At 72.3% G+C, this 24,906-nt stretch carries 23 protein-coding genes and 1 pseudogene; 13 read left to right on the top strand and 11 right to left on the bottom strand.

What is annotated here, in order from left to right:
* The first annotated feature begins 23 nt into the window (after window positions 1-23).
* Complete coding sequence (xylA, locus tag ABZ937_RS21280) at window positions 24-1,190, top strand: xylose isomerase (protein WP_361694032.1); 1,167 nt, start codon at window positions 24-26, stop codon at window positions 1,188-1,190.
* A 77-nt stretch (window positions 1,191-1,267) separates the two neighbouring features.
* On the opposite strand, the gene ABZ937_RS21275 is transcribed toward xylA, so the two are convergent.
* The 3 genes from ABZ937_RS21275 to ABZ937_RS21265 all read right to left on the bottom strand — a co-directional run bounded on the left by ABZ937_RS21275 (window position 1,268) and on the right by ABZ937_RS21265 (window position 6,886).
* Window positions 1,268-2,608 carry an esterase-like activity of phytase family protein gene (locus ABZ937_RS21275; RefSeq protein ID WP_361694030.1) on the bottom strand — a complete coding sequence of 447 codons (1,341 nt, stop codon included), beginning with the start codon at window positions 2,606-2,608 and terminating at the stop codon, window positions 1,268-1,270.
* Between the two features lie 130 nt (window positions 2,609-2,738).
* Window positions 2,739-4,019 (bottom strand): SWF or SNF family helicase, encoded by a 1,281-nt coding sequence (locus ABZ937_RS21270; RefSeq protein ID WP_361694028.1) that lies wholly within the window; start codon window positions 4,017-4,019, stop codon window positions 2,739-2,741.
* Complete coding sequence (locus tag ABZ937_RS21265; protein WP_361694026.1) at window positions 4,016-6,886, bottom strand: DEAD/DEAH box helicase; 2,871 nt, start codon at window positions 6,884-6,886, stop codon at window positions 4,016-4,018. The genes ABZ937_RS21270 and ABZ937_RS21265 overlap by 4 nt, the downstream gene beginning before the upstream one ends.
* 286 nt (window positions 6,887-7,172) lie before the next feature.
* Between ABZ937_RS21265 and ABZ937_RS21260 the strand changes: the two genes are divergently transcribed.
* Window positions 7,173-7,925 carry a hypothetical protein gene (locus ABZ937_RS21260; RefSeq protein ID WP_361694024.1) on the top strand — a complete coding sequence of 251 codons (753 nt, stop codon included), beginning with the start codon at window positions 7,173-7,175 and terminating at the stop codon, window positions 7,923-7,925.
* A 204-nt stretch (window positions 7,926-8,129) separates the two neighbouring features.
* Window positions 8,130-8,312: a hypothetical protein gene (locus ABZ937_RS21255; RefSeq protein WP_225098959.1), complete on the top strand. Its 183-nt coding sequence runs from the start codon at window positions 8,130-8,132 to the stop codon at window positions 8,310-8,312.
* Window positions 8,313-8,439: 127 nt separating this feature from the next.
* On the opposite strand, the gene ABZ937_RS21250 is transcribed toward ABZ937_RS21255, so the two are convergent.
* Window positions 8,440-9,282: a hypothetical protein gene (locus ABZ937_RS21250; RefSeq protein ID WP_361694022.1), complete on the bottom strand. Its 843-nt coding sequence runs from the start codon at window positions 9,280-9,282 to the stop codon at window positions 8,440-8,442.
* 143 nt (window positions 9,283-9,425) lie between these two features.
* A complete protein-coding gene (locus tag ABZ937_RS21245) occupies window positions 9,426-9,713 on the bottom strand; it encodes a hypothetical protein (protein WP_361694202.1) in 288 nt (95 codons plus the stop codon).
* 106 nt (window positions 9,714-9,819) lie between these two features.
* Here ABZ937_RS21245 and ABZ937_RS21240 point away from each other — a divergent pair, with 106 nt between their 5' ends.
* Window positions 9,820-10,725 carry an oxygenase MpaB family protein gene (locus ABZ937_RS21240; protein WP_361694200.1) on the top strand — a complete coding sequence of 302 codons (906 nt, stop codon included), beginning with the start codon at window positions 9,820-9,822 and terminating at the stop codon, window positions 10,723-10,725.
* Here ABZ937_RS21240 and ABZ937_RS21235 read toward each other — a convergent pair.
* A complete protein-coding gene (locus ABZ937_RS21235; RefSeq protein WP_361694020.1) occupies window positions 10,702-11,235 on the bottom strand; it encodes a PadR family transcriptional regulator in 534 nt (177 codons plus the stop codon). The genes ABZ937_RS21240 and ABZ937_RS21235 overlap by 24 nt on opposite strands.
* A gap of 105 nt (window positions 11,236-11,340) precedes the next feature.
* Between ABZ937_RS21235 and ABZ937_RS21230 the strand changes: the two genes are divergently transcribed.
* Window positions 11,341-12,096, top strand: a complete 756-nt coding sequence (locus ABZ937_RS21230) for an alpha/beta hydrolase (RefSeq protein WP_361694018.1) — start codon at window positions 11,341-11,343, stop codon at window positions 12,094-12,096.
* A gap of 13 nt (window positions 12,097-12,109) precedes the next feature.
* Here the strand turns inward: ABZ937_RS21230 and ABZ937_RS21225 are convergent, their stop codons facing one another.
* Window positions 12,110-12,709 (bottom strand): class I SAM-dependent methyltransferase, encoded by a 600-nt coding sequence (locus ABZ937_RS21225; protein ID WP_361694016.1) that lies wholly within the window; start codon window positions 12,707-12,709, stop codon window positions 12,110-12,112.
* Window positions 12,710-12,860: 151 nt separating this feature from the next.
* Here ABZ937_RS21225 and ABZ937_RS21220 point away from each other — a divergent pair, with 151 nt between their 5' ends.
* From ABZ937_RS21220 to ABZ937_RS21200, 5 genes are all read left to right on the top strand, one after another.
* Window positions 12,861-13,634, top strand: coding sequence for an MHYT domain-containing protein (locus ABZ937_RS21220; RefSeq protein ID WP_361694014.1), 774 nt, complete (start codon window positions 12,861-12,863; stop codon window positions 13,632-13,634).
* A gap of 47 nt (window positions 13,635-13,681) precedes the next feature.
* Window positions 13,682-16,291 (top strand): nitrate- and nitrite sensing domain-containing protein, encoded by a 2,610-nt coding sequence (locus ABZ937_RS21215; RefSeq protein ID WP_361694012.1) that lies wholly within the window; start codon window positions 13,682-13,684, stop codon window positions 16,289-16,291.
* On the top strand, window positions 16,288-16,725 hold the full coding sequence (locus ABZ937_RS21210) for a roadblock/LC7 domain-containing protein (RefSeq protein WP_361694010.1): 438 nt from the start codon (window positions 16,288-16,290) through the stop codon (window positions 16,723-16,725). Before ABZ937_RS21215 ends, ABZ937_RS21210 begins: the two co-directional genes overlap by 4 nt.
* A gap of 18 nt (window positions 16,726-16,743) precedes the next feature.
* Window positions 16,744-17,157: a DUF742 domain-containing protein gene (locus ABZ937_RS21205; protein ID WP_361694008.1), complete on the top strand. Its 414-nt coding sequence runs from the start codon at window positions 16,744-16,746 to the stop codon at window positions 17,155-17,157.
* A gap of 176 nt (window positions 17,158-17,333) precedes the next feature.
* On the top strand, window positions 17,334-17,936 hold the full coding sequence (locus ABZ937_RS21200) for an ATP/GTP-binding protein (RefSeq protein ID WP_361694006.1): 603 nt from the start codon (window positions 17,334-17,336) through the stop codon (window positions 17,934-17,936).
* A 9-nt stretch (window positions 17,937-17,945) separates the two neighbouring features.
* On the opposite strand, the gene ABZ937_RS21195 is transcribed toward ABZ937_RS21200, so the two are convergent.
* Entirely contained in the window at window positions 17,946-18,374 is a 429-nt protein-coding gene (locus ABZ937_RS21195; RefSeq protein WP_361694004.1) for a PPOX class F420-dependent oxidoreductase, read from the bottom strand.
* Window positions 18,375-18,465: 91 nt separating this feature from the next.
* Between ABZ937_RS21195 and ABZ937_RS21190 the strand changes: the two genes are divergently transcribed.
* Entirely contained in the window at window positions 18,466-18,879 is a 414-nt protein-coding gene (locus tag ABZ937_RS21190; RefSeq protein ID WP_361694002.1) for a roadblock/LC7 domain-containing protein, read from the top strand.
* Window positions 18,880-19,004: 125 nt separating this feature from the next.
* Window positions 19,005-19,805, top strand: a pseudogene (locus ABZ937_RS21185) (DUF6397 family protein); the annotation flags it as partial.
* 456 nt (window positions 19,806-20,261) lie between these two features.
* On the opposite strand, the gene ABZ937_RS21180 reads toward ABZ937_RS21185, so the two are convergent.
* Both ABZ937_RS21180 and ABZ937_RS21175 read right to left on the bottom strand, forming a co-directional pair.
* The gene (locus tag ABZ937_RS21180; protein ID WP_361694000.1) at window positions 20,262-21,128 is read right to left on the bottom strand and encodes an acyl-CoA thioesterase II; all 867 of its coding nucleotides are present in this window, start codon (window positions 21,126-21,128) and stop codon (window positions 20,262-20,264) included.
* 40 nt (window positions 21,129-21,168) lie between these two features.
* Complete coding sequence (locus tag ABZ937_RS21175) at window positions 21,169-23,682, bottom strand: DUF3516 domain-containing protein (RefSeq protein WP_361693998.1); 2,514 nt, start codon at window positions 23,680-23,682, stop codon at window positions 21,169-21,171.
* Window positions 23,683-23,827: 145 nt separating this feature from the next.
* On the opposite strand from ABZ937_RS21175, the gene ABZ937_RS21170 reads away from it, so the two are divergent.
* A complete protein-coding gene (locus ABZ937_RS21170; protein ID WP_361693996.1) occupies window positions 23,828-24,622 on the top strand; it encodes a metal-dependent hydrolase in 795 nt (264 codons plus the stop codon).
* Window positions 24,623-24,636: 14 nt separating this feature from the next.
* Here ABZ937_RS21170 and ABZ937_RS21165 read toward each other — a convergent pair whose 3' ends face one another.
* Window positions 24,637-24,900: a type B 50S ribosomal protein L31 gene (locus ABZ937_RS21165; RefSeq protein ID WP_361693994.1), complete on the bottom strand. Its 264-nt coding sequence runs from the start codon at window positions 24,898-24,900 to the stop codon at window positions 24,637-24,639.
* Window positions 24,901-24,906 lie beyond the last annotated feature (6 nt).

Raw genomic sequence — 24,906 nt, 5'->3', positions numbered from 1 at the left:
CTTACGCACCAAGGAGCCGCGGCATGAGCTACCAGCCCACCCCCGAGGACAGGTTCACCTTCGGCCTGTGGACCGTCGGCTGGCAGGGAAGGGACCCGTTCGGCGACGCCACCCGGCGCGCCCTCGACCCGGTCGAGACGGTGCGGCGCCTGGCAGAGCTGGGCGCCCACGGAGTGACCTTCCACGACGACGACCTGATCCCCTTCGGCTCCTCGGACACCGAGCGCGAGTCGCACATCAAGCGGTTCCGCCAGGCGCTGGACGCCACCGGGATGACCGTCCCGATGGCCACCACGAACCTCTTCACGCACCCCGTCTTCAAGGACGGCGCGTTCACCGCGAACGACCGTGACGTCCGCCGGTACGCGCTGCGCAAGACCATCCGCAACATCGACCTGGCGGTCGAACTGGGCGCGAAGACGTACGTCGCCTGGGGCGGTCGCGAGGGCGCCGAGTCCGGCGCCGCCAAGGACGTCCGCGCCGCCCTGGACCGCATGAAGGAGGCATTCGACCTCCTCGGCGAGTACGTCACCTCCCAGGGCTACGACCTCCGCTTCGCCATCGAGCCCAAGCCGAACGAGCCCCGCGGCGACATCCTGCTGCCCACCGTGGGGCACGCACTGGCCTTCATCGAGCGCCTGGAGCGGCCCGAGCTGTACGGCGTCAACCCGGAGGTCGGGCACGAGCAGATGGCCGGCCTGAACTTCCCGCACGGCATCGCGCAGGCCCTGTGGGCGGGCAAGCTCTTCCACATCGACCTCAACGGCCAGTCCGGCATCAAGTACGACCAGGACCTGCGCTTCGGCGCCGGCGACCTGCGCGCCGCGTTCTGGCTGGTGGACCTCCTGGAGAGCGCGGGCTACGACGGGCCCCGCCACTTCGACTTCAAGCCGCCGCGGACCGAGGATCTCGACGGCGTGTGGGCGTCGGCCGCGGGCTGCATGCGCAACTACCTCATCCTCAAGGAGCGCTCGGCCGCCTTCCGCGCCGACCCGGAGGTGCGGGAGGCGCTGCGCGCGTCGCGGCTGGACCAGCTGGCCCAGCCGACCGCGGCCGACGGCCTGCAGGCCCTGCTCGCCGACCGTACGGCCTTCGAGGACTTCGACGTGGAGGCGGCCGCCGCACGCGGCATGGCGTTCGAACGACTCGACCAACTGGCGATGGACCACCTGCTGGGCGCGCGGGGCTGACCGTCACGCGCGCGTACGGGTGACCATTCCGGTCGCCGAGGGTCCGACGGGTCGGCGACCCGGCCCGTCGGACTCCGTCACAGCTTCTTGGGCAGGCGTACGTACACCATCGTCGTCTTGATGCCGCTGTCGATCAGACGGCCCTGGGCGTCGAACGCCCCCGCCCCGTCGGTCATCCCGAAGTCGTTGTCGTTGACGAGCGCGAGCGTGTCGCGGTCCACGCGCGCGATGCCCTCGATCTTCCCCGGCACCCGGGCGACCTTGCCCAGGTCCACCACGAGCCGCTTGGACAGCACCGGCACACCCGAGGCCGCCGGGTCGTCCAGTTGCTCCAGCGACGGAGACGTCGTGTCGTCGTCCCATGCGCCGCCGAGAATGTTCGACGTGCGCCCGAGCTCGACCAGCTGCAGCCGGGCCGCCTTGTCCGTGCGCTCCTCGACGAGCAGCCGGTCCCGGCCGACCGCCACCACCGACGAGATCTTCAGCTCGGAGGTGTCGTCCTCGCCCGGGTCGACCACGTTCACCGGGTCGAAGCGGTAGGCGTACTCGGCCGTGACGGCCTTCTTGCGCGGCGAGAAGCGCAGCAGGCGGGTGGTGCGCGAGGCGTCCCCGGCGTCCGCGTCCGGCAGCTGGAGCGGGCTCTGGAGGGCCATCACCAGGTCCCCGCCGGGAAGCAGCGCCAGCCCTTCGAAACCCCGGTTGGTCTTGCGGTGCAGCAGGATCGACGGCAGCGCCTCCACCACCGGGTAGTCGGCGCCGGTCAGCGCCAGCCCCTTGGGCACGTAACGAGTGAGTACCTTCCCGCGCGCGGAGACGTGCACGAGGGACGGCCCGTACTCGTCGACGAGCCAGAAGCTGCCGTCGCCGGCCCGCACGACGCCCTCGGTGTCCATGCCGTTCGGGTCGTAGGCGAGCGGCGTTTGCGCGTCGTAGGTGTACGGCGCCTCGTCCCGGCTCTTCTGGTCGGGCAGCCCGGTGACGGCCTTCCCCGACGAGGTGGTCAGCGGTATCGCGTCGATGACCTCGACGCTGTCCCCGGAGACCCGGATCTTCACGATCGCGGGGTCGAAGCCCGGCACCGGGAAGGTGCGGCGCTTCTTGCCGGCCACCTTGATCTGGCCGTTGGGGCCACGGTCGGTCACCGTCCAGTACTCGCCCCTGCGGCCCGCCGGGTAGATGTCGCTGCCGATGCCGCCGAGCTTCACCCCGTGGTCGTCGGCCACGCTGCCGGGCAGCAGGGCGTTGCTGAACGTGCCGAGCGGGATCTCGCCGAGGGTCGCGGTGCGGACGACGTGAGCCTCCCCGGACGACCCCGCCGTGGCCGTCCCCGCGGCCACGAGGACGGCGGCCAGGGCCAGGGGCAGACCCGTGGCGACGGAACGGTGGACACGGCGCCGGCCGGCGGCATGCGGGGACATCGGGCCTCCAGGGAGCAAGGTCGTTGACTGCGGCCACGATTGGATCCCTGGAGGAACGTCGTACGACCGAGGGGTGAACGGCCGGCGTCCACCGCTCATCGGATCGTGCGGATCACGTGATGACCAGGTGTCAGAATCCTTCCGTTCCCTGCTCCTCCGGTCCGAGCCGCGCGGAGGTCAGCGCCGTCGCGGGGTCGGCGTCCGCCCCACCTGCCGGAACCCAGCGGCCCCTCTCGTCGCGATACGGCCACCAGTGGCCCTCGTGCCCGAGCCGCAGCTGAACGCCTTCGTCCTCGATGGTCCACCGGTTGCCGCACCGGTGGAACACCGGCCGCTCGTCCGCCTCCCAGGCGGCTTCCAGAGCCGCACGCGCGCGTGCGAGTGCCACACCCTCCACCTGCCACTCCTCGTCGAGTACCGCCAGTGCCGCCGGGCCCCCGGTCCGCCAGGCGCGGACAGCCGTCGCCAGCCCGTCGTGACCGCGCCCGGACCCCACGGCGAGCCGCTCGGCGGCAGCGGCGGGGGCGGGCCCGCACGCCAGCCGCACGGCGTCCTGAGCGACTGTCACCTCGCCCTTGGCCGTGTCCCCGGAACGGACCGCCGTCAGCAGCCGGTACGCCTCCACGGCGGCGCGGCCGGCCAGGTGTTCCAGGGCCTCGGGGTCGACCCCCGGCGGGACTGCCGAACCGGCGGCGAAGGAGGGCGGCATGCCGGGCGCGGGCGGGAGTCCGGGCACCTCGGGCAGCGGCGGAAGGATGTCGGCGGCCGCCCACGCCTCGGCCGCGTCCAGGCCTTCGCCCGTGGCGTTCGGTTCCGCGCGGTGTGCGGTGCCGCGGACGTGCAGCTCCGCCAGGAAAGCGTCCTTCTCCCGTCCGCGCATCAGCAGGAGCAGAAACGGATCCGCGTCCAGCAACCGTGCCACCTGGTGACACAGAGCGGCGGTGTGTCCGCAGTGGTCCCAGGTGCCGCAGTCGCACTCGGGTTCCAGATCGCCCAGGCCCGGCAGGAGTTCGATCCCCGCCACCGCCGCGTCCTCGATCAGATGCGGCGGAAGCTCCCGGTCGAGCAGCGCGGCCATGTGCCCCGCCTGCTCCACGGCCAGATCCTGGAACCGCACCCACTCCTCGTCGGACAGCTCCGGCAGCAGGACATCGGCTCGGTGGGCCGCACCGCCCAGGTCGCGTACGACGGCGGTGACCCGCCCCGGCCGTACGGTCACCGCCCCCACACCGCCCGCGCGCGCGAGCCGGCGTCCCGCCTTGACCGCCGCCGTTTCCAGGGCCGCGTCCTCCAGGGCCCGCAGCCAGGCGCGCCCCCACCAGCTCTCCGCGAAGCCGCGCCCGCGCGCGGGCGGCAGTGCGGCCAACGTGCGCTCCGCGTCCCGGCCGTGCTCGTCGTCGTAGCGGCTCATCGTGCCTCCCCGCGCAGTTCCACCAGTGCGGCCAGTTCCTCGTTCGACAGTTCCGTCAGGGCGGCCTCGCCGGTGCCGAGCACGGCGTCGGCCAGCTCCCGCTTGCGGCCCAGCATCTCCGCGATACGGTCCTCCAGGGTTCCCTCGGCGATCAGCCGGTGCACCTGCACCGGGCGGGTCTGGCCGATGCGGTACGCGCGGTCGGTGGCCTGTGCCTCCACCGCCGGATTCCACCAGCGGTCGTAGTGCACGACATGTTCGGCCCGGGTGAGGTTCAGTCCCGTCCCGGCGGCCTTGAGCGACAGCAGGAACACCGGCGCCTCGCCGGCCTGGAAGCGGCGCACCAGAGTCTCGCGCATCGCGACCGGCGTGCCGCCGTGCAGGAGCAGCGAGGGCACCCCGCGGGCCGTCAGGTGCCGTTCGAGCAGCCGGGCCATGCGCACGTACTGGGTGAAGACGAGCATGCCGGAGCCCTCCGCGAGGATGGTGCCGAGCAGTTCGTCCAGCAGCTCCAGCTTTCCCGAGCGTCCCGCGAGCCGCGGATCGTTCTCCTTCAGGAACTGCGCCGGGTGGTTGCAGATCTGCTTCAGGCCGGTGAGCAACTGCATGATCAGGCCCCGGCGGGCCATGTCGTCGGCGGTCGCGATCCGGTCCAGGGTCTCGCGGACCAACGCCTCGTACAGCCCTGCCTGTTCCGCCGTGAGGGCCACCGGGCGGTCGGTCTCGGTCTTCGGCGGAAGCTCGGGGGCGATGCCGGGATCGGACTTGCGCCGCCGCAGCAGGAACGGTCCGACGAGCCGGGCGAGCCGTTGCGCGGCGGCGGGATCCCGGCCGGCCTCGACGGGCTGCGCGTACCGCGCGCGGAAGGTGCCGAGCCGGCCGAGCAGGCCGGGTGTCGTCCAGTCGAGGATCGCCCACAGTTCCGTGAGATTGTTCTCCACCGGCGTGCCGGTGAGCGCCACGCGCGCGCGTGCGTCGATCGTGCGCAGCGCCCGCGCGGTCGCGGAGTAGGGGTTCTTCACATGCTGTGCCTCGTCCGCGACGACCATCCCCCAGGGCACACCGGAGAGCCGTTCGGCGTCCAGGCGCATCGTCCCGTACGTGGTCAGGACGAACTCCCCGTCCGCCAGCGAGGCCAGGTCGCGACCGGGTCCGTGGAACCGGCGCACCTTCACGCCGGGAGCGAACCGCTCGATCTCGCGCTGCCAGTTGCCCAGCAGCGAGGCCGGGCAGACGACGAGAGCGGGGCCGGTCGCCGAGGGCTCCGTCTGCCGGTGCAGGTGCAGCGCGATCAGCGTGATCGTCTTGCCGAGGCCCATGTCGTCGGCCAGGCAGCAGCCCAGCCCGAGCGCCGTCGTGCGGGCCAGCCAGTCGAGGCCGCGCAGCTGGTAGTCCCGCAGCGACGCGGCCAGGCCCGGCGGCGGCCCGACCGTGTGGCCCGGCTCGGTGGCCGTGAGCCGCTCCCGCAGACCCTCCAGCCATCCCGTGGGCCGCACGTCGACCCGCTGGCCGTCGACCTCCGCCGAGCCCGTCAGGGCGGCTGCCAGTGCCTCGACGGGAGTGAGGGAACGGTCCTGCTCGGTCCGGGCCCGCTCTGCCTGCCGCGGGTCGACCAGGACCCATCCGTCGCGCAGCCGCACCAGGGGACGCTTGGCCTCCGCGAGCCGGTCCAGCTCCTCCCGGGACAACTCCCGCCCGCCCAGGTCGAACCACCAGCTGAACGTGACCTTCGCGTCCGCGCGCAGGAACGACGGCGGCGCGGACGCGGCTCCCGGCGGTGCGGTGCCGTCGTCCGCCGGCCCGATGGCCGCGTGCGCGGTGAGACCGCGGGCCAGCTGCTTCGGCCAGTGCACGTCGACGCCCACCGCGGCCAGCGCCCGCGCGCCCTCGCCCAGCAGCTCGGCGATCTCGTCGTCGGCGAGGTCCACCGCGTCGGGCACAGCGGCGGAGAGCAGCGGCGTCAGCGTCGGCCAGGCGCGGGCCGCGCGGCGCAGTGCCAGCAGCGCGTCCGCACGCGCGCGTGGGGCGAACGCCGCGCCCCCGGCATCCGCACCGGTCCACAGGCCGGCGGCATCCATGACGTCCGCCGATCCGCTCGGACCGTGCACCTGGAGCACCGCGCGGAAGCGGACCGGAGCGTCATCCGTGGGTACGGCCTCGTCGAGACCGGAAGCATCCACGCGCAGCGACAGCCGCACACCCGCGTCATGGCCGGCGGCGATGTCGTCGGCCCACGCCCGCAGCTCGGGCAGATGCTGCGGCTCGGTCGCCGCGTACGCGGGGCCACCGGTCACCAGCGGGGCGGCGGGGGAGCGCGGGAGTACGTCGGCGACCGCGTCGAGGAAGGCGCGCAGCAGCCGCTCCGGGTCGGGCAACAGCAGCGGCCCCTCCGCCGCGAGCGGCACAGCATGCGCCTCCGGAGGCATGGCGGCGGCGAGTTCGCGGACCAGCTCCACATCGCGCGCGGACAGCGGTCCCACGCGCCAGGCATCGTCGTCACCGGGGGACAGCCCCGGCAGGAGAAGACCGCGCGCGAGGAAGCCCAGGGCCAGTTCACAGGCGGTGCGCCAGAAGGCGGCGGCCCGGTGCTCCCCCGGCAGCGCACGCGCGCGCGTGAGCAGCGGAAGGGCGCTGCGGACCGGTAGCAGGAGGACGGGCAGCGCGACGCGCTCGACGCCGCCGTCCGCCGAGGGCATCGCCAGGTCCAGAGAGGTCAGGGAGCCTTCCGCGACTGCGGGCGGAGTCGAACCGTCCGGACGCCAGAATCCGATCCGGCCCGTACGCGCGGGGTCGGACGGCAGGAACACGACGGAACAGTGGGCGAGTTCGGACAGGTCGGAGGGTGGTGCGGTGGGAATGGTCTGCACAGCTCTGCCGGACTCCTCAAATTTGACTACCCGACCGGAGTCGCCGAGGGTACAGCACGCCCCGCGCATCACCGTCATGCCGACGTCATGATCTGGATCACTTCACGATCTGTTCGACAGGCTCGCGTTCGTCGGGCGGACGGGTGGCATTCGCGCGGGAGGCACGGACAATGTCCGCTACCGCTGTCGAGCGCTGTGGTCGAGCGAGGGGGAGAGCATGACGGACGCACGGCTCCCGGAGATCCCGGAACCCGGGGGACCGCCAGAGCCACGGGGAAGAGACCGCATGCCGCCGGCCCTGCGGGAGGAGTACGCGGCCCTGGAACTGCGCCACGGCGCACGGGCACACGGCGAACCGGCCGGGGTCGTTCCGCAGATCCATCGCCCGGGCGGCTTCGAGGTCGACGCCTCGATCCCGAGCCGGCAGCAGTGCTGGGACATGCTGGAGCCGAGCGTGCGGGAGAAGCTGACGCACAAGGCCGGCGGCGTCTGGGAGTGGTGGGCGCGGCTGGACCACGAAGGCCACCCCAGGGCGTTCGTGTTCGGCCCCCGCGGCCTGTGCCAGGTCGGCCGCGTGGTCCGCAGCGGCCGGCCTGCCTTCCAGGGCGAGCGCCTGCGCCTGGAGCCCGGATCGGTACGGCGGCAGTCGTTCGGCACGACCGGGTCGGGGAAGACGCCCTCGGCGGCCTCCGGCTCCTCGGGCCGGGCTCCGGCCGGCGGTACGCCGCAGCCGCCGCCTCCGGCCGTACGCCCGCTGAATCTGGTCCCCGCCGCCGTCGGCGTCCTCGGGAACTTTCCCGCCGACGTGCAGGAGTTCCTCCAGCGTCCGTTCCTGTCGGACGATCACGGGCTCGTCGCGGACTGGTACTACGAGGAGAGCCGCGAACTCACCCACCAGAAGGTCTTCGCGGTCTTCTGCCTGTCCGCGGAGCGTCATGTGACAGTCGCGGCGGGCACGCGCACCCTGCCGCGGGGACGACCGCCGCATGAGGCACGCTGGGACGTCGAGTGCTATGGGGCGCTTGTCCGGCGAGCGTGATGCGGTGAGAGTTGTGATGCGGCGAGAGTGATGTCACGCCACGGGCTCCGCGTGCCGCCGGTCCCGCGCCGCCGGGTTCCGCCGGCCGGGGCCCACTAGGGGTCGCGGCTCAGGGATGTCTCAGGGGCGGGGCACGGAACCGCGGGGAGCGAGAGGCCGTTCTCAGATCAGAGAGCGGCAGTGGCCGCGAAGGAGGCGACGCTCATGTCCAAGAACGCGAAGATCGCCGCAGGGGGCGTGGCGGTCGGGCTGATCCTGCTGATATGGCTGCCCTGGTGGGTGGCGTTCCTGATCGTCGTGGGAGTTCCGGTGGCCGCGTATCTGGCCCTGGACCCCTCGCAGCGGCGCAGGCTGCGCCGGGTCACCCGCAAGGAGCTGGGCCGCTAGGCGCAGGTGCGCCGTCGGCGGTCGCTCGCCGAGGAGCCCGCACGGGCCGGCCAGGGCGCCGGGGGCCGCGCCGCCACACGGGGCGCGGCTCCCGAGAGCACGGGTGGCGTCGTCCGGCCGTCCCGGCTCACAGCGGCCGTACGGCCATGCTGTCGAGCGCTTCCAGAAGACGCGGCAGCTCGGGGCCCCGGCCCACCGGCAGGACCTCACCGGGCTCGTCGTCGAGCAGGACGAACGCGATGTCGTCGGTGCGGGCGACCATCGACCAGCCGGGACCGTCGGCGCGCAGCGTCCGGGCCTCGCCCGGGGCGAACGACGAGCGCACCCGGCCGAGCGGCGGCGGGGAGTCGACGTAGGCGCGCGCCTCCGCGAGCACCCGGCGGACGCCGGCGTGGCCGCCGCCCGAGGCACCCTTCTCGCCCTCCGGTGCGGGCTCCGCGGCCTGCGCCGGCTCGCCGGGCGTGGGAAAGTCGGCGTCGCTGATCTGTTCCCGCCAGGCCGCCCACTGCAGCGCGATCTCGTCGGCACCCAGACGGCGCTGGGCAGGCCCCCAGGAGCCGGTGTCCGGCGGGCTCAGCGCCGACCGGCCCGCCACCTCGGCCGAGGGGTCGTGCGGTGCGGGCACGCCGGGAGCGGCGACGGCGACGGCCAGAGGCCACCCCGGCAGGGCGGTCACGACCGCGCGCTCGTCCGGCGACAGCTCGTACTCCATGCCGCAGTCCCAGGAGGCGATCGCCACCGCGACCAGCGACACGTCGTCGATAACGACCGTCCAGCGAGCGCCGTCCCCGTCCTGGCCCAGCACCAGGCCGTACCCGTCGGCGCGCGGTGCGAGGTCCAGTGCCGCGCACGCCTCCGGGTAGTCGTCGCCCAGCACGCTCGGAAACTGCGCCGGCGTCAGCAGTACCGCCGTCAGCACGTACAGCGCGTCATCTGCGGCGGCGACGGCCTCATCGTCCGTCCCGGCCATCCCTGCCTCCCCAGTGGTTTGTCCAACGGCGCGCACCCTAGTGCGAGCGGAAGCCGCTTGTCACGACTCCGTGCACCACGCGGAGCTGCAGGTTTCCGCCTGGACGGGGGCGAAACGGCCACATCCGGAGAAGGATGTTCCGCTCAGGCCGCGGGCAGTCCGAGGAGATCGCGGGCCACCGCGCCGGGCGACTCGTCGCGCTCCCGGGCCAGCGCGACGATCGCCCGGCAGGCCAGCTCGCTCACCCCGAAGGACAGCGCCTCCGGCGAGACCCAGGCCGCCGCCTCCTCGATCCGCTCCTCGTCGTCCTCCGCGCGTGCCGCCACATAGACGGCCGCCGCTTCGAACAAGTTGTGTGCGCGGTTCTCCCGGGTGTCCGCCGGCCGCTCGTGTGCGGAGGTGCGGAGCCTGCCGGCGTACCTGCGGATCATGTCGAACAAACGGACCACCCTTTCCTCGAACGGGCCAGTATGATCGCCCCATCTGCTTCCCCACAACCTAGAGTTGGAATTTCGGAGGCAGAAGGGGGACGACGTGGTGAAGCGCTTCGAGCGGCTCGGTCAGATCCGGCGGCTGGACCCGGTGGCGGACGCGCCGGAGATCTACCGGATCAGTGCCACGTTCGAGTTCCCCTGGGACTACACACGCGCCTTGGAACTGGCCCTGTACCGCACCTACGCGGTCCCCAGCATCGGGCGGCTGCTCGCCCGGACGGCGGAGCTGACCGAGCGAGCGCAGAAGCGGTACGACGACACGTCGCTCCTCCTCGACACCGTCGTGGAGCACGGCTTCCGGACGGCGGAGGGCCGCACCGCGATCCGCCGCATCAATCAGATGCACCGCAGCTACGACATCAGCGACGACGACATGCGGTACGTGCTGAGCACGTTCGTCGTGATGCCCCGACGCTGGATCGACGCCTACGGCTGGCGACGGCTGTCCCGGCACGAGATCGTCGCCACCACCGAGTACTACCGCACCCTGGGTGCGCACATGGGCATCCCGGACATCCCCCGGACCTACGAGGAGTTCGAAGCCCTTCTCGACGCCTACGAAGAGGCCCACTTCGGCTGGGACGAGGAGGCCCGGCGCGTCTCGGACGCCACTCTCGACCTGATGGCGTCCTGGTACCCACGCCCCCTGGCCCCGCTGCTGCGCACGGCGACGCTCGCCCTGCTCGACGAGCCACTGCTGCGTGCCTTCCGCTACCCGCGCCCCGGCGTGGCCACCACCGCGCTGGTGCGCCGCGCCGTACGGACGCGCGGCCGGCTGGTCCGGCTGCTGCCACCGCGCCGCGCCCCGCACTTCGCGCGCCAGAACTGGGAGATCAAGAGCTACCCGAACGGCTACCGCGTGGCCGACCTGGGCACCCGCCCGGTCCCCGGGCTGCGCGGCTGCCCCGTGCGGCACCGGGACACCTCAGCGCCGGACCCCGTCGAGTGACGCCAGGGTGTCGCGCAGCCAGGCCAGTTCGGCCCGGCTCGTGGCACGCGCGATGGTGAGGACGCCCCGCCGGAACGGGTCGTCCAGTTCCTCGGCCCGCAGTGGCCGTTCGCCGTCGTAGAAGAAGCTCGCCGGCTCCTCCAGGAAGGCCAGCCGGCGCCGCAGCACGGCCGCCTGCGCGGCGGGGTCCGCGAGATGCCGCAGGAACGCGAGCAGCGTGAACCAGTGGTTCTCGTCGGTGATGTCACGTGGGGCGGGCTCGGCGAGCCGGCGCTTCAGCTCGCGCCCCCCCTCCTCGGTCAGCCTCAGCACGTGGCGCGGTGCGGCCACGGCTCCGGGCTCGGTGGCCCGTACCAGCAGGCCGGCCTTCTCCAGCCGCTTGATCGCCGGGTACAGCGTGCTCTCGGCCACGGGGCGCACATGGCCGGTGAGCGCCGCGATGTGCCGGCGCAGGACGTACCCGTGCAGCGGGGCGTCGTAGAGGAATCCGAGGATGGCGAGTTCGAGCATGACCGCATTCTTCCGCACGGATGCATCGCTCTGCCAATACTGCCTTGACGGTATACATCGTCTTCGATGTATCGTGCGGTGTCGCAGAGCGCAGGGAGGGGCACGATGCAGCAGGCCACGTTCGACAGCAGGGGAAGCCGGATCCGGTGGACCGAGGTGCCCGGGGCGGGGCCTGCCAGGGTGTACCTGCACGGACTCGGATCCATGTCCGCCGTGTACCACGCGCACATCGCGGCCCGGCCCGAACTCGCAGGGAGGCGCAGTCTGTTCGTGGACCTGCCCGGACACGGCACGAGCGACCGGCCCCAGGACTTCGGGTACACGCTGGAGGACCACGCGGACGCGGTCGCGGTCGCGCTGGACGCGGCCGGCGTCACCGGCGCCGAACTGATCGGGCACAGCATGGGTGGTGCCGTGGCCGTCGTCCTCGCCCACCGGCGGCCCGATCTCGTCTCCCGGCTGGTGCTGACGGAGGCCAATCTGGACGCCTTTCCGCCATCGACCGCCGCCAGCAGCGGAATCGCCGCCTACGGGGAGGACGATTTCGTGGACAGGGAGCACGCGCGCGTGCTGGACGCCGTCGGCCCGCTGTGGGCCGCCACCATGCGACTGGCCGACCCGCGCGCCCTGCACCGCAGTGCCGTCGGACTGCGCAAGGGCTCGAACCCCGTGATGCGTACGCTCCTGGAGGGGCTGCCCGTCGACCGCGTCTATCTCCAGGGTGAGCACAGCGGCGAACTCGTCGGCCGGGAGAGCCTGGAAGCCGCCGGAGTGCGCGTGGTGACGGTGCCCGGCGCCGGGCACAACGTCATGGTCGACAACCCCGACGCCTTCGCGGCAGCCGTCGCCGCAGCGGACTGACCCGCCCCGGGCGTCAGCTCTCCCGCACCGCGAGCGCGAGGAACCGGGCGTCCTCGTCGACGTACGACGTCATACGCCAGCCCGAACGGGCCAGGAGCGGACGGAGACGGGGCTCGGCCCGTAGATCGTCCGGGGTGATCTGGCGTCCTTGACGTGCCGCCAGGGCCGCGCGGCCGATGGGGTGGAAGAGCGCCAGCATGCCGCCCGGTCGCACCCCACGGGCCAGTTCCCGCAGGTTGTCCGCCGGGTGCGGCAGGTGGGCGATCAACCCGGCCGCGAACACGGCGTCCAGGCAACCCGACCGCAGCGGCAGCGCGGAGACGTCCGCGAGCAGCAGCCGCCCGTCGCGGTCCCTGCCCGCCCGTGCGGCGGCGTGGAGCATCGCCGGCGTCAGATCGGCGCCCAGCACCACTCCGGACGGGCCCACGGCGGCTCGCAGCGGCGGCAGGGCCCGCCCCGTGCCGCAGCCCGCGTCCAGCACGCGGTCCCCCTCCCGCAGCCCGAGGTCGGCCACGGCGGCTGCGTAGGCCGGGCCGTCGTCCGGGAAACGGCTGTCCCAGTCGTCGGCCCGAGCGGTGAAGAACTCCTGGACATGTGTGTGGTCGTCGCTCATGCACCGCATGATTCCTCATCACCACGAGGGATGTGTCTGTGCGCATGTTCGAGCGGGACGCGATCGTTCCGTCGCAACTATGCGCATATTCCGGCAGCTTTCGAAATGCGCCCCCGTCGTGCGCCCCTGCGCCCGCTAGCGTCCCGGGGCCATGGGACACCTGGACCACGCCGCCTTCGGCTGGCTGACCCCCGTGCTGTCGTACGGGATGGCCTGCATAGGCGCCGCACTTGGACTGCGCTGCACCGTCCGCGCGCTCGCCGCCACCGGCCGCTCGCGGCGCAACTGGCTCGTCACCGCCGCCTCCGCGATCGGGACGGGCATCTGGACCATGCACTTCGTGGCGATGCTCGGCTTCCGCGTCAGCGGCACCGACATCCGCTACAACGTGCCGCTGACCATCCTCAGCCTCCTCGTCGCCATGGTCGTCGTCTGCGCCGGCGTCTTCGCCGTCGGATACAGCCGCGACCGCAACCGCGCCCTCCTCCTGGGCGGACTCACCACCGGTCTGGGCGTCGCCAGCATGCACTACCTGGGCATGGCCGCCGTCCGGCTGCACGGCGACGTCAGGTACGACCCCGCACTCGTCGGACTGTCGGTACTGATCGCCGTGGTCGCGGCGACGGCGGCCCTGTGGGCCGGGCTCAACATCAAGTCACCCCTCGCGGTCACCGTCGCCTCCCTCGTCATGGGAGCCGCCGTCAGCAGCATGCACTACACCGGGATGTTCGCGGTGAGCGTGCGTGTGGACCCCTCCGGCGACGCCCTGCCCGGGGCCACGGCGATGCAGTTCATCTTCCCCCTCGCCGTCGGCCTCGGGTCCTACCTGTTCATCACCTCGGCCTTCGTCGCCCTCTCGCCCACGGCCGGCGAGCGTGAGGCGTCCGCCTCCGCCCAGCGGCCCGTCGAGACCCTCGCCCGCTAGCGGGGACCCGGCCCGAGCGCACCGACCACGTCCCGAGCGAGGAGGCCATGCGCCCACCCCGTACACCCGAGAAATCCGCCGCCCCGGCGCACCACCCACGCGGACGCCGCGCGCACGCCGGACCGCCCGCCGACGAGGGCACCGACTCGCTCGACACGCCGACCGCCCCGGCACGCGCGCGTGGAAGCCGCCGTCACCTGCGGCCCCGGACCGTGCGCGCCAAGGTGGTCAGCCTCCTGATGGTGCCCGTCGTCTCCCTGCTCGCCCTCTGGGCGTACGCCACCGTCAGCACCGCCCAGGACGTCGCCCGGCTCCGCCAGTCCCAGCGGGTCGACGCCGAACTGCGCACCCCAGTGGCCGCGGCCGTCACCGCCCTGCAGGCCGAACGCACCGCGGCCGTGCGCTACGCCACGGCCCCGAGCGCCGGGAACGGCGGCGACCTCGAAGACCTGGCCGCCCGCACCGACCGGGCCGTGGCCGAACTGCGGCTCGGTCACGGCAGCACGGTCGCCGACAGCCAGGAACTGCCCGCCGGTGTCTCCGGGCGCCTCGACGCCTTCGTCACCGGCGCCGAGCACCTCCGCACGCTCCGGACGGCCGTACTCGGTCACAAGACAGGCTGGGACGACGCGTACGCGCAGTACACGAAGACCATCGGCGCGGCCTTCGTCGTGGACGGGGCCCTCACCGGTGTACAGCAGGCCGACGTCGCCTCCGACGCGCGCGTGCTGCTCGAATTCTCCCGCGCCGCCGAGGCACTGGCCCAGGAGGACGCCCTGCTGGGCAGCGCTCGGACCGCCGGCACCCTGCAGGGGGAGCGCCTGCGGCTCATCAGCGCCGCCGTCGCCACCCGCCGTGCCCTCACCGACGCCGCCGTCGCCGATCTGCCCGCCGCCCAGCGTGCCGCCTGGCGGGACCTGGCGAGCAGCGGCTCCTACACCGCCCTGGGCACCGCCGAGGACAGACTGCTCGCCGCCCGGCCGGATGCCGAGCCGGCCGACGCGGCACCGCAAGCCGCCTGGAGCGCCGCCCACGCGCGCGTGCAGGACGGCATGCGGACCATCGAGGCGGCCACGGGCCGCGCCGTCGCCGGCCGCGCCGACCCGGTCGCCCGCGGCCTGCTCAGCCCCGCCGGCGCCGCCGTGCTCCTCGGACTGGCCGCCGTCGCCGCCTCGCTCGTCATCTCCGTCCGCATCGGGCGGGCGCTCGTGGTCGAACTCGTGAGCCTGCGCAACGACGCGCTGGAGATCGCCCGCCGCAAACTCCCGGAAGCGATGCGGAAACTGCGCGCGGGCGAGGAGATCGACATCCAGGCCGAGGCGCCCGCCGGACCACCCGCCGAGGACGAGACCGGTCAGGTCGCGGAAGCCCTGACCACCGTGCACCGCGCCGCGCTCAGCGCCGCCGTGGAGCGCGCGGAACTCGCCAGCGGCATCTCCGGAGTCTTCGTCAACCTGGCCCGCCGCAGCCAGGTCCTGGTCCACCGCCAGCTCAGCCTCCTGGACAGCATGGAACGGCGCTCCGACGACCCCGACGAGCTGAGCGACCTGTTCCGCCTGGACCACCTCACCACCCGGATGCGACGTCACGCCGAGAGCCTGATCATCCTCTCCGGCGCCGCACCCGGCCGGGCCTGGCGCATGCCGGTGTCCCTGACCAACGTCGTCCGCGCCGCGGTCTCGGAAATCGAGGACTACGCGCGCGTGGAGGTACGCCAGTTCCCCGAGGCCCAGGTCATCGGCGCGGCGGTCGCCGACCTCACCCACCTGCTCGCCGAACTCGTCGAGAACGCCGCCCAGTTCTCACCGCCCCACACGCGCGTGCGCGTCACCGGCGAACCCGTCGGCAACGGCTACGCCCTGGAGATCGAGGACCGGGGCCTCGGCATGGGCGGTGACACCCTCGCCGAGGCCAACCGGCGCATCGAACAGTCCGAGGCCCTCGACCTCTTCGACAGCGACCGTCTCGGCCTCTTCGTGGTCAGCAGGCTCGCCGCCCGGCACGACATCAAGGTGCATCTGCGGACCTCCCCCTACGGAGGCACCACCGCCGTGGTCCTGCTCCCGACCGCCTTGCTGCGCGGTGGCTCGGCAGAACGTTCCTCCCAGGGGGACGGACAGGCCCGCCCCGAGCAGGAGCGCGCCTACGCGCGCGTGCCCGGCGCGACCGCCCCCGAGGAAACCGCCGTCGCCGCCCGGCCGGCCCGGCCCGCTCTGGCGGCCACCGCACCCGCCGCCCACGGCACCACACCGCCATCCGGACGCCATCTGGCTCCGTCGGCCCCGGGCACGGACGACACCGGCCCGGCCGCCGGCCCCCACGGCTCCGGCCCGCAAGGCACCGTCCACGAACCCCCGCCCCCCGGAGTCACCACCTTGAGGCTGCACCGCCCGCCGGACGACTCCGAGCCCTCCGACGACCTCCCGCGCCGGGTGCGCCAGGCGAGCCTCGCCCCGCAACTGCGCCACCAGCGCCCCGAGGAACCGGCCGCGCAGCCCGCCCGGCACGGCGACGACCGGCGCACCCCCGAACTCGTACGGGACCGCATGGCGGCCTACCGCGACGGCTGGGCGCGCGGCGGTGGTCGGCCGCCCGGCCGCGGCACCGCGCCGGAACCCGGAACGGGCAGTCACAGCAGCGAAGGAGACCCGGCATGATCCACGACCCGACCCCGAGGGCCGGCCAGCGATCCGGCGAGCTGGACTGGCTGCTCGACGACCTGGTGATGCGCGTGAGCGAGGTGCGGCACGCCGTCGTGCTGTCCAACGACGGCCTGGCGGTCGGTGCCTCCACCGGCCTCGCGCGGGAGGACGCCGAGCATCTCGCCGCCGTGGCCTCGGGCTTCAACAGCCTCGCCAAGGGTGCGGGGCGGCACTTCGGAGCGGGCGGAGTGCGCCAGACCATGGTCGAGATGGACGACGCGTTCCTGTTCGTGGCCGCCGCCGGTGACGGTTCCTGCCTCGCCCTGCTCACCGCGGTCACGGCCGATATCGGGCTGGTCGCCTACGAGATGGCCCGCCTGGTCAAACGCGTCGGCGAGCACCTCTACACACCGCCGCGCGTCGCGGCTCAGCCGCCCGCCGCCGGGTGAGCCGGAAGGGCGGCACCGATGACCGACAACCCGACCGGTGGGCTCCGGGAGCCGGGCAGCCAGTGGTACGACGGCGAGGCCGGGCCCCTGGTCCGCCCGTACGCCATGACAGGTGGCCGCACCCAGCCCGGTCCCACCGGCGTGCGCTTCGACCTGATCGCGCTCGTCACGCTCGACCCCGCCGCCCCGGCGCTCGACGACGACACCGCGCTCGGCCCCGAGCACCGGAACCTGATCGACCTGTGCCGCGTGGAGACGCAGTCCGTTGCCGAACTCGCAGCGGACGCGGACCTTCCGGTCGGCGTTGTCAGGGTCCTCCTCGGGGACCTCCTGGAACTCGGCTGTGTGACCATCAGCCGCCCGGTGCCCCCGGCGCATCTGCCCGATGAACGGATCCTGCGCGAGGTCATCGAGGGATTGCGAGCGCTGTAGATGAACCCCGGTCCCTCCGATCCGGGCGCGTTGCGCCGCCGATCGCACACAAGGTGGTCATATCAGGGCCACTTCGGTCCAATCACCCCGACGGGCAACCCCGTTGTCATGATGCTGACTTCACCCCCGGAGCACGCGGACGCCGGCCGAAGCCGGCCCTCCCGAGAGAAGTGATCATGGTCTCCGAGCACTCCGACGCCGCCGACGACACCTCCGCCCTGGCCCTGAAAATACTGGTCGCCGGCGGCTTCGGCGTCGGCAAGACGACCCTCGTCGGGGCCGTCAGCGAGATCCGGCCGCTGCGCACCGAGGAACTGCTCAGCGAAGCCGGCCAGCTGGTGGACGACACCGATGGTGTGGACCAGAAGGTCACCACGACCGTGGCCATGGACTTCGGCCGCATCACGATCCGCTCCGGCCTGTCGCTCTACCTGTTCGGCACACCGGGACAGGACCGCTTCTGGTTCCTGTGGGACGAGCTGGCCCAGGGAGCCCTCGGCGCCGTGGTCCTCGCGGACACCAGGCGGCTGGAGGACTGCTTCCCCGCCGTCGACTACTTCGAGCACCGGCGGATCCCGTTCGTGGTCGCCGTCAACTGCTTCGCGGGAGCGCGTGCCTACGGCGCCCACGATGTCTCCCGGGCACTCGACCTCGACCGCGGTACACCGGTGGTGCTGTGTGACGCGCGTGACCGTGACTCCGGCAAGGAAGTGCTGATCCGGCTCGTCGAGTACGCCGGGCGGATGCACACCGCCCGGCTTCTGGACTCGGTCGGCTGAGCCCGCCGCTCAGGCCGCGACGTCCCGCATGGCCAGCACTTTGTCGATGGTGACACGCACGAGGAGTTCGCCAGGTACACCGTTGCGGGCACCGTACTCCTCGGCGCGGTCCTCGCCCATGTACCGGGCGGCGATCCGGGTGGCCCAGTGACGCAGGTCGGCCAGGTCCTCCGACAGCTGGGCGCGGCCGTTCAGCACCACGAAGTGGAACGGCGGGCGGTCGTCGTCCACGCACAGGGCGACGCGGCCGTCACGGGCCAGATTGCGCCCTTTCGCGGTTTCTTTGCCGGTGTTGAACACCAGCTCGTCCCCGTCCAGGAGAAACCAGATCGGCGCCACATGCGGGCTCCCGTCGGCGCGGACGGTGGACAGCTTGCCGGTGCGGGTGCCGTCCGAGACGAACGCCCGCCATTCCTCATCGGTCATCTTCTCTGCCATGGCCCCATCCTGCTTGCCCGCGCGCCGGTCGTGGGGAAGGCTGGCGGGGAGTTCCTCCAGCCAGGGGGAGACATCACACGGGGAGACGGACATGGCGCAGAACCAGGGTCTCGGATGGCTCCTGGACGATCTGACCGAGCGGGTGGACCATGTGCGCCACGCGCTGGTCCTGTCGAACGACGGGTTGGTCACCGCGGCGAGCACGGGTCTGCGCCGCGAGGACGCCGAGCATCTGGCCGCGGTGGCATCGGGGTTGCACAGTCTGGCCAAGGGCTCAGGACGCCACTTCGGCGCGGGCAGGGTGCGTCAGACGATGATCGAGTACGACGACGCCGTGCTGTTCGTGACCGCGGCCGGCGCGGGCAGCTGCCTGTGTCTGCTCAGCGGGGCCGAGGCCGACATCGGCCAGATCGCCTACGAGATGACCCTGCTCGTCAACCGGGTCGGCGAACACCTCGGCGTAGACGCCAGGCAACCCGAGCGGACGCGGATAGCGGACGTCTGACCTGCTGTTTTCCTGTCGTCGTGGAGTTATCCACAGGCTCGCCACAAGATGCGACAGAACGGCTACGGTGGGTGCACGGCGAACGCACAGGGCGTGAGCCACGGACTCCACGGGGGAGTACGACCATGTCGGCAAGCACTTTCGGCCCACCCCGCCCCAGCACTTGCACTCCGAGCCGAGCCGCCCGCGAACTCGGGCTCAAGCGAGGCGAGTTCGATCTCGCCGTGCAGCTCGGCCGCATCCGGACCGTGCCCGACGAAGGCGGGGGAGGGGGAGGGGGAGGGGGCCGCCGGGTGGAGCATGCGGAGATCGACCGCCTCCGCGCACAGGACGGCTTCCCCGAGTCTCTCCGCGAGCGGGTGCGGGTCGTCGGCACGGCCGAGGGCGCCGCCCTCATGGAGATCCCGGCAGGCCGGTTCACCCGGCTCGCCCGCCTGGGCCTGCTGGTGCCTGTGAACTTCTACCTCAACCGCTACCGGGCCGTGGTGTGGCTCTACCTGGCGGAAGAACTACGCCAGTTCGCATCGGGCGCGGAGAACGCGCACCTGCTCAAGGGGCGTACGCCCGAGACGCTGCGGGGCCAGCTGGCGGAGGGAGTGGATCTGCGGGCGAGGAACTGGCGCGGGCGGCATCTGGGATTCCTGCTCCGGCAGGCCGAGGATCCGTGGGCCCGCGCCGGGGCCGTGGCAGCCTTCCTCGCGCCGGTCGAGGTCGCCGACGTCGTCAAGGACCCGTACGAGCGTGCGTTTGTGAACCGGTTCCGGCCCGCGCCGCCAGGTCACGGATCTCCCGGCTCGCCTTCCGCGCACCTCGCCGAGCAGATCATGACGGCACAGGACATGGACGAGGTCGGCTGGCTGCGCAGCGATCTGGCGCGCTCGGTCCGGGAGGCCCGCGACGTCTCGCCCGCCCCGCGCCCGGCAGCCCGCCACGTCGCGCCGACGATCCGGACGGCTGCCCGGCCCATCCCACCGATGGCCCGGACGGTCACCCGGCTGACGGAAGAGACGACGAGGCTGTCGGAGTGGGCAGCACGGTCACCGGAGTCCGCCGCGCTCCCGGAGCCGGAAGTGCGGAACTCCGCGTCGGCCGTGCGGCCCTTTGAATCGGACATGCAGCAAGGCGAGTGGGCGGTGTGGCCCCCGGAGCGGGGCGTGCAGGACCCCGAGCCGTCCGCACGGCCTCCGGGGCCGGCGGTGCGGCCGACCGGGCCGCCGGCCTTGCGGGGGCACGAGTCGGCGCGGCCCGCTCCGCCGCGGACGCCCCGTGGTCTGCGCGCCTGGCTGCGGCGGAGAAGTCCACGTCCGGCACGGCCCGCACGGGCCGCGCGGGTCTGAACCCCGGTCGCGGGCTGCCGTCGGGGCTCCGGGGCGCTCCAGGGGCTACAGGGCCCTGAAGAGACCCTCCTGGACGACCGAGACGAGCAGCCGTCCCTCCAGGTCGTAGATGCGCCCACGGGCCAGCCCGCGCCCGCCGACGGCGATCGGCGACTCCTGGTCGTACAGGAACCACTCGTCCGCGCGGAACGGCCGGTGGAACCACATGGCGTGGTCCAGCGAGGCCAGGTCGAAGTTCCGCGGACCCCACAGCGGTTCCACCGGGATGCGGACGGCGTCCAGGAGGGTCATGTCGCTGGCGTAGGTCAGCGCGCACGTGTGGACCAGCGGGTCGTCACCGAGTGGCCCGACCGCGCGCATCCACACGGCGCTGCGCGGCTCGGCGCCGTCAATCTCCTCGGGGTGCCAGCGCAGCCGGTCGACGTACCGGATGTCGAACGGCTGGCGGCGTGCCATGCGCTCCAACTGCTCCGGCAACGCGCCCAGATGCTTGCGGATCTCCTCGGTCACCGTCGGCAGGGATTCCGGGTGCGGCACCTCACGGGCCGGCGGCAACTGATGCTCGAACGGTCCTTCCTCAGGCTTGTGAAAGGAGGCGGTGAGATTGAAGATCGTGCGGCCCTGCTGCACGGCCGTGACCCGGCGCGTCGTGAAGGAGCGTCCGTCACGGACCCGCTCCACCTGGTACACGATCGGCACGCCCGGCCGCCCCGGGCGCAGGAAGTACGCGTGGAGCGAGTGCACCGGGCGGTCACCGTCCGTGGTGCGGCCGGCGGCGACCAGCGCCTGGCCCGCCACCTGGCCGCCGAAGACCCGCTGCAAGGACTCCTGCGGGCTGCGGCCACGGAAGATGTTGACCTCGATCTGCTCCAGGTCGAGCAGGTCGACCAGTCTCTCGGCCGGATTCGTCATCGGTGGGGTTCTCCTTGGCTTGCCACTGGTCGCGATCGGGTCACAGCTGGCCGACATCGGTGACGCGGACGATCGCACGGCCCTCGGCGTCGGAGGCCGCGAGGTCGATCTCGGCGCTGATGCCCCAGTCGTGGTCGCCGTTCGGGTCGTCGAAGATCTGGCGGACCCGCCAGAGGCCGTTCTCCGGCTCCTCCTTGATGACGAGCAGCTTGGGGCCGCGGGCGTCGGGGCCGGTGCCGAGGTCGTCGTACTCGTCCCAGTACTTGTCCATCGCCTCGCCCCACGCGTCGGCGTCCCAGCCGGACTCGGCGTCCATCTCGCCCAGTTCCTCCACCTGGTCCAGGGCGGCCAGCTCCACACGGCGGAACATGGCGTTGCGGACCAGGACCCGGAAGGCGCGGGCGTTGGTGGTGACCGGCTTGACCTCGTCGGCCTTCTCCTGGGCCTCCTCGGCGGTCATCTCCTCCGGATTGGCGAGCTGCTCCCACTCGTCCAGCAGGCTGGAGTCCACCTGGCGCACCATCTCGCCGAGCCACTCGATCAGGTCCTGGAGATCCTCGGACTTGAGGTCGTCCGGGATGGTGTGGTCCAGGGTCTTGTAGGCGCTGGCGAGGTAGCGCAGCACGATGCCCTCGGTGCGGGCCAGCTCGTAGAAGGACACCAGCTCGGTGAAGGACAGCGCCCGCTCGTACATGTCCCGGATCACCGACTTCGGCGACAGCGGGTGGTCGCCGACCCAGGGGTGGCTCTTGCGGTAGGTGTTGTACGCGTGGAAGAGCAGCTCTTCCAGGGGCTTCGGGTAGGTGATGTCCTGGAGGCGCTCCATGCGCTCCTCGTACTCGACGCCGTCCGCCTTCATCGCGGCCACCGCCTCGCCGCGCGCCTTGTTCTGCTGGGCGACGAGGATCTGCCGCGGGTCGTCCAGCGTGGACTCGACCACGGAGACCATGTCGAGGGCGTAGGAGGGCGACTCGGGGTCGAGGAGTTCGAACGAGGCGAGCGCGAACGTGGACAGCGGCTGGTTGAGGGCGAAGTCCTGCTGGAGGTCGACCGTCAGCCGGACGATGCGGCCCTCGGCGTCGGGCTGGTCGAGTTTCTCCACGATCCCGCCGTCCAGCAGCGAGCGGTAGATCGCGATGGCCCGGCGGATGTGCCGCAGCTGCTGCCTGCGCGGCTCGTGGTTGTCCTCCAGGAGGTGGCGCATCGCCTCGAAGGCGTTGCCAGGACGGGCGATCACGGAGAGCAGCATCGTGTGCGTCACCCGGAACCGCGAGGTCAGCGGCTCAGGTTCGGAGGCGATCAGCTTCTCGAAGGTGTTCTCCGTCCAGCCGACAAAGCCCTCCGGCGCCTTCTTGCGCACCACCTTACGGCGCTTCTTCGGGTCGTCGCCGGCCTTCGCCAGCGCCTTCTCGTTCTCGATGACATGCTCCGGGGCCTGCGCGACCACGAGCCCCGCGGTGTCGAAGCCGGCCCGTCCGGCCCGGCCCGCGATCTGGTGGAACTCACGGGCCCGCAGGGTGCGCACCCGGCTGCCGTCGTACTTGGTCAGCGCGGTGAACAGCACGGTGCGGATGGGTACGTTGACGCCCACGCCGAGCGTGTCCGTGCCGCAGATGACCTTCAGCAGACCGGCCTGGGCGAGCTTCTCCACCAGACGCCGGTACTTGGGCAGCATGCCGGCGTGGTGCACGCCGATGCCGTGCCGCACGTAACGGGAGAGGTTGCGGCCGAACTTGGTGGTGAAGCGGAAGTTGCCGATCAGCTCGGCGATCTGGTCCTTCTCCTCACGCGAGCACATGTTGATGCTCATCAGTGCCTGCGCCCGCTCCACGGCCTGCGCCTGGGTGAAGTGCACGATGTACACCGGGGCCTGCTTGCTCTCCAGCAGGTCGGTGAGCGTCTCGGTGAGCGGGGTCAGCTTGTACTCGTAGGAGAGGGGCACCGGACGGGTCGCCGAGCGGACGACCGAGGTGGGGCGGCCGGTGCGGCGGGTGAGGTCCTTCTCGAAGAAGGACACATCGCCCAAAGTGGCCGACATCAGGATGAACTGCGCCTGAGGAAGCTCCAGCAGCGGGATCTGCCACGCCCAGCCGCGGTCACCCTCGGCGTAGAAGTGGAACTCGTCCATGACGACCTGGCCGACGTCCGCGTTCTTGCCGTCGCGCAGCGCGATCGACGCCAGCACCTCGGCCGTGCAGCAGATGACGGGCGCGTCGGCGTTCACGGAGGCGTCGCCGGTGAGCATGCCGACGTTCTCGGTGCCGAAGAGCTTGCACAGCTCGAAGAACTTCTCCGACACCAGGGCCTTGATCGGAGCCGTGTAGAAGGTGACCTCGTCCCGGGCCAGCGCGGCGAAGTGCGCGCCCGCGGCGATCATGCTCTTGCCGGAGCCGGTGGGCGTCGAGACGATCACGTTCGCCCCGGAGACCACCTCGATCAGCGCCTCCTCCTGGTGGGGATAGAGGGTGAGGCCCCGCTCCTGCGCCCACGACTCGAAGGCTTCGTACAGGGCGTCGGGGTCGGCGGTCGGCGGCAGCTGATCGATGAGGGTCACGCCCCCATCTTGCCTGGCCTACCGCCCGAGCGGGGAATCGGCTGCGGGTGCGAAGATCACGGCCGCTACGCTGTGTCGCCGACGCAGCGTCAGCGCACCGGGTCAACTGGACAGCGGCACACGAGGAATGGGGCGGAAAGCGGCCATGATGGGACCAGCACACTCACTGTCGGGGGCCGCGGCCTGGCTGGGCGTCGGAGCGGCCACCGCGGCGGCCGGGCACCCGATGCCCTGGCCGGTCCTCCTCTGCGGAGCCCTGATCTGCGCCGGCGCCGCGCTCGCCCCGGACCTCGATCACAAGGCCGCCACGATCTCCCGGGCCTTCGGACCGGTCTCCCGCTGGCTGTGCGAGATCGTGGACAAGCTGTCGTACGCCGTCTACAAGGGGACCCGGAAGCAGGGCGACCCGCGCCGCTCCGGCGGGCACCGTACGTTGACGCACACCTGGGTGTGGGCGGTCCTGATCGGCGCCGGCTGCTCCGCGGCGGCGATCACGGGAGGCCGCTGGGCGGTGCTGGCGATCCTGTTCGTGCACATGGTGCTGGCGATCGAAGGTCTGCTGTGGCGGGCGGCGCGCGGCTCCAGCAGCGACGTCCTGGTCTGGCTGCTGGCGGCGACCAGCGCGTGGATCCTCGCGGGAGTGCTGGACAAGCCGGGCAACGGCTCCGACTGGCTGTTCACCGCGCCCGGGCAGGAGTACCTGTGGCTGGGACTGCCGATCGTGCTGGGCGCGCTGGTGCACGACATCGGGGACGCGCTGACCGTGTCCGGCTGCCCGATCCTGTGGCCGATCCCGGTGGGCCGCAAGCGGTGGTACCCGGTGGGGCCGCCCAAGGCGATGCGGTTCCGGGCGGGCAGCTGGGTCGAGCTGAAGGTGCTGATGCCGGTGTTCATGCTGCTCGGGGGAGTGGGCTGCGCCGCGGCCCTCAACGTGATCTGACGGAGCCCTCGCGATCAGGTCGCCTCGCCCGCGTCCGCCCCGCCGTACCGGCGCTCGAAGCGGGCGATGCGGCCCTCGGTGTCGACCGTGCGGGCCTTGCCCGTGTAGAAGGGGTGGCTCTCCGAGGAGATCTCCACGTCGATCACCGGGTACGTCTGCCCGTCGTCCCACTCGATGGTCTGCTCGCTCTGTGCGGTGGACCGGGTGAGGAAGGCGTAGCCGGCGGCGCGGTCGCGGAAGACCACCGAGTGGTAGTCGGGATGCTTGTCCTGCTGCATGGCGGC

The organism is Streptomyces sp. NPDC046727, from assembly GCF_040645635.1.
Classification (GTDB): domain Bacteria; phylum Actinomycetota; class Actinomycetes; order Streptomycetales; family Streptomycetaceae; genus Streptomyces.
The sequence above is the reverse complement of the archived record's forward strand: the minus strand, read 5'-3'. Positions and strand labels throughout refer to the sequence as shown.

What these genes read in the sequence shown, in the direction of transcription:
- ABZ937_RS21210 (WP_361694010.1), top strand. Translation starts at nt 16,288, where the DNA reads ATGATCCACGACCCGACCCCGAGGGCCGGCCAGCGATCCGGCGAGCTG.
- ABZ937_RS21205 (WP_361694008.1), top strand. Translation starts at nt 16,744, where the DNA reads ATGACCGACAACCCGACCGGTGGGCTCCGGGAGCCGGGCAGCCAGTGG.
- ABZ937_RS21250 (WP_361694022.1), bottom strand. Translation starts at nt 9,282, where the DNA reads ATGGCCGGGACGGACGATGAGGCCGTCGCCGCCGCAGATGACGCGCTG.
- xylA (WP_361694032.1), top strand. Translation starts at nt 24, where the DNA reads ATGAGCTACCAGCCCACCCCCGAGGACAGGTTCACCTTCGGCCTGTGG.
- ABZ937_RS21165 (WP_361693994.1), bottom strand. Translation starts at nt 24,900, where the DNA reads ATGCAGCAGGACAAGCATCCCGACTACCACTCGGTGGTCTTCCGCGAC.
- ABZ937_RS21255 (WP_225098959.1), top strand. Translation starts at nt 8,130, where the DNA reads ATGTCCAAGAACGCGAAGATCGCCGCAGGGGGCGTGGCGGTCGGGCTG.
- ABZ937_RS21275 (WP_361694030.1), bottom strand. Translation starts at nt 2,608, where the DNA reads ATGTCCCCGCATGCCGCCGGCCGGCGCCGTGTCCACCGTTCCGTCGCC.
- ABZ937_RS21180 (WP_361694000.1), bottom strand. Translation starts at nt 21,128, where the DNA reads ATGACGAATCCGGCCGAGAGACTGGTCGACCTGCTCGACCTGGAGCAG.
- ABZ937_RS21245 (WP_361694202.1), bottom strand. Translation starts at nt 9,713, where the DNA reads ATGATCCGCAGGTACGCCGGCAGGCTCCGCACCTCCGCACACGAGCGG.
- ABZ937_RS21270 (WP_361694028.1), bottom strand. Translation starts at nt 4,019, where the DNA reads ATGAGCCGCTACGACGACGAGCACGGCCGGGACGCGGAGCGCACGTTG.
- ABZ937_RS21195 (WP_361694004.1), bottom strand. Translation starts at nt 18,374, where the DNA reads ATGGCAGAGAAGATGACCGATGAGGAATGGCGGGCGTTCGTCTCGGAC.
- ABZ937_RS21260 (WP_361694024.1), top strand. Translation starts at nt 7,173, where the DNA reads ATGCCGCCGGCCCTGCGGGAGGAGTACGCGGCCCTGGAACTGCGCCAC.
- ABZ937_RS21190 (WP_361694002.1), top strand. Translation starts at nt 18,466, where the DNA reads ATGGCGCAGAACCAGGGTCTCGGATGGCTCCTGGACGATCTGACCGAG.
- ABZ937_RS21170 (WP_361693996.1), top strand. Translation starts at nt 23,828, where the DNA reads ATGATGGGACCAGCACACTCACTGTCGGGGGCCGCGGCCTGGCTGGGC.
- ABZ937_RS21230 (WP_361694018.1), top strand. Translation starts at nt 11,341, where the DNA reads ATGCAGCAGGCCACGTTCGACAGCAGGGGAAGCCGGATCCGGTGGACC.
- ABZ937_RS21225 (WP_361694016.1), bottom strand. Translation starts at nt 12,709, where the DNA reads ATGAGCGACGACCACACACATGTCCAGGAGTTCTTCACCGCTCGGGCC.
- ABZ937_RS21215 (WP_361694012.1), top strand. Translation starts at nt 13,682, where the DNA reads ATGCGCCCACCCCGTACACCCGAGAAATCCGCCGCCCCGGCGCACCAC.
- ABZ937_RS21200 (WP_361694006.1), top strand. Translation starts at nt 17,334, where the DNA reads ATGGTCTCCGAGCACTCCGACGCCGCCGACGACACCTCCGCCCTGGCC.
- ABZ937_RS21235 (WP_361694020.1), bottom strand. Translation starts at nt 11,235, where the DNA reads ATGCTCGAACTCGCCATCCTCGGATTCCTCTACGACGCCCCGCTGCAC.
- ABZ937_RS21220 (WP_361694014.1), top strand. Translation starts at nt 12,861, where the DNA reads ATGGGACACCTGGACCACGCCGCCTTCGGCTGGCTGACCCCCGTGCTG.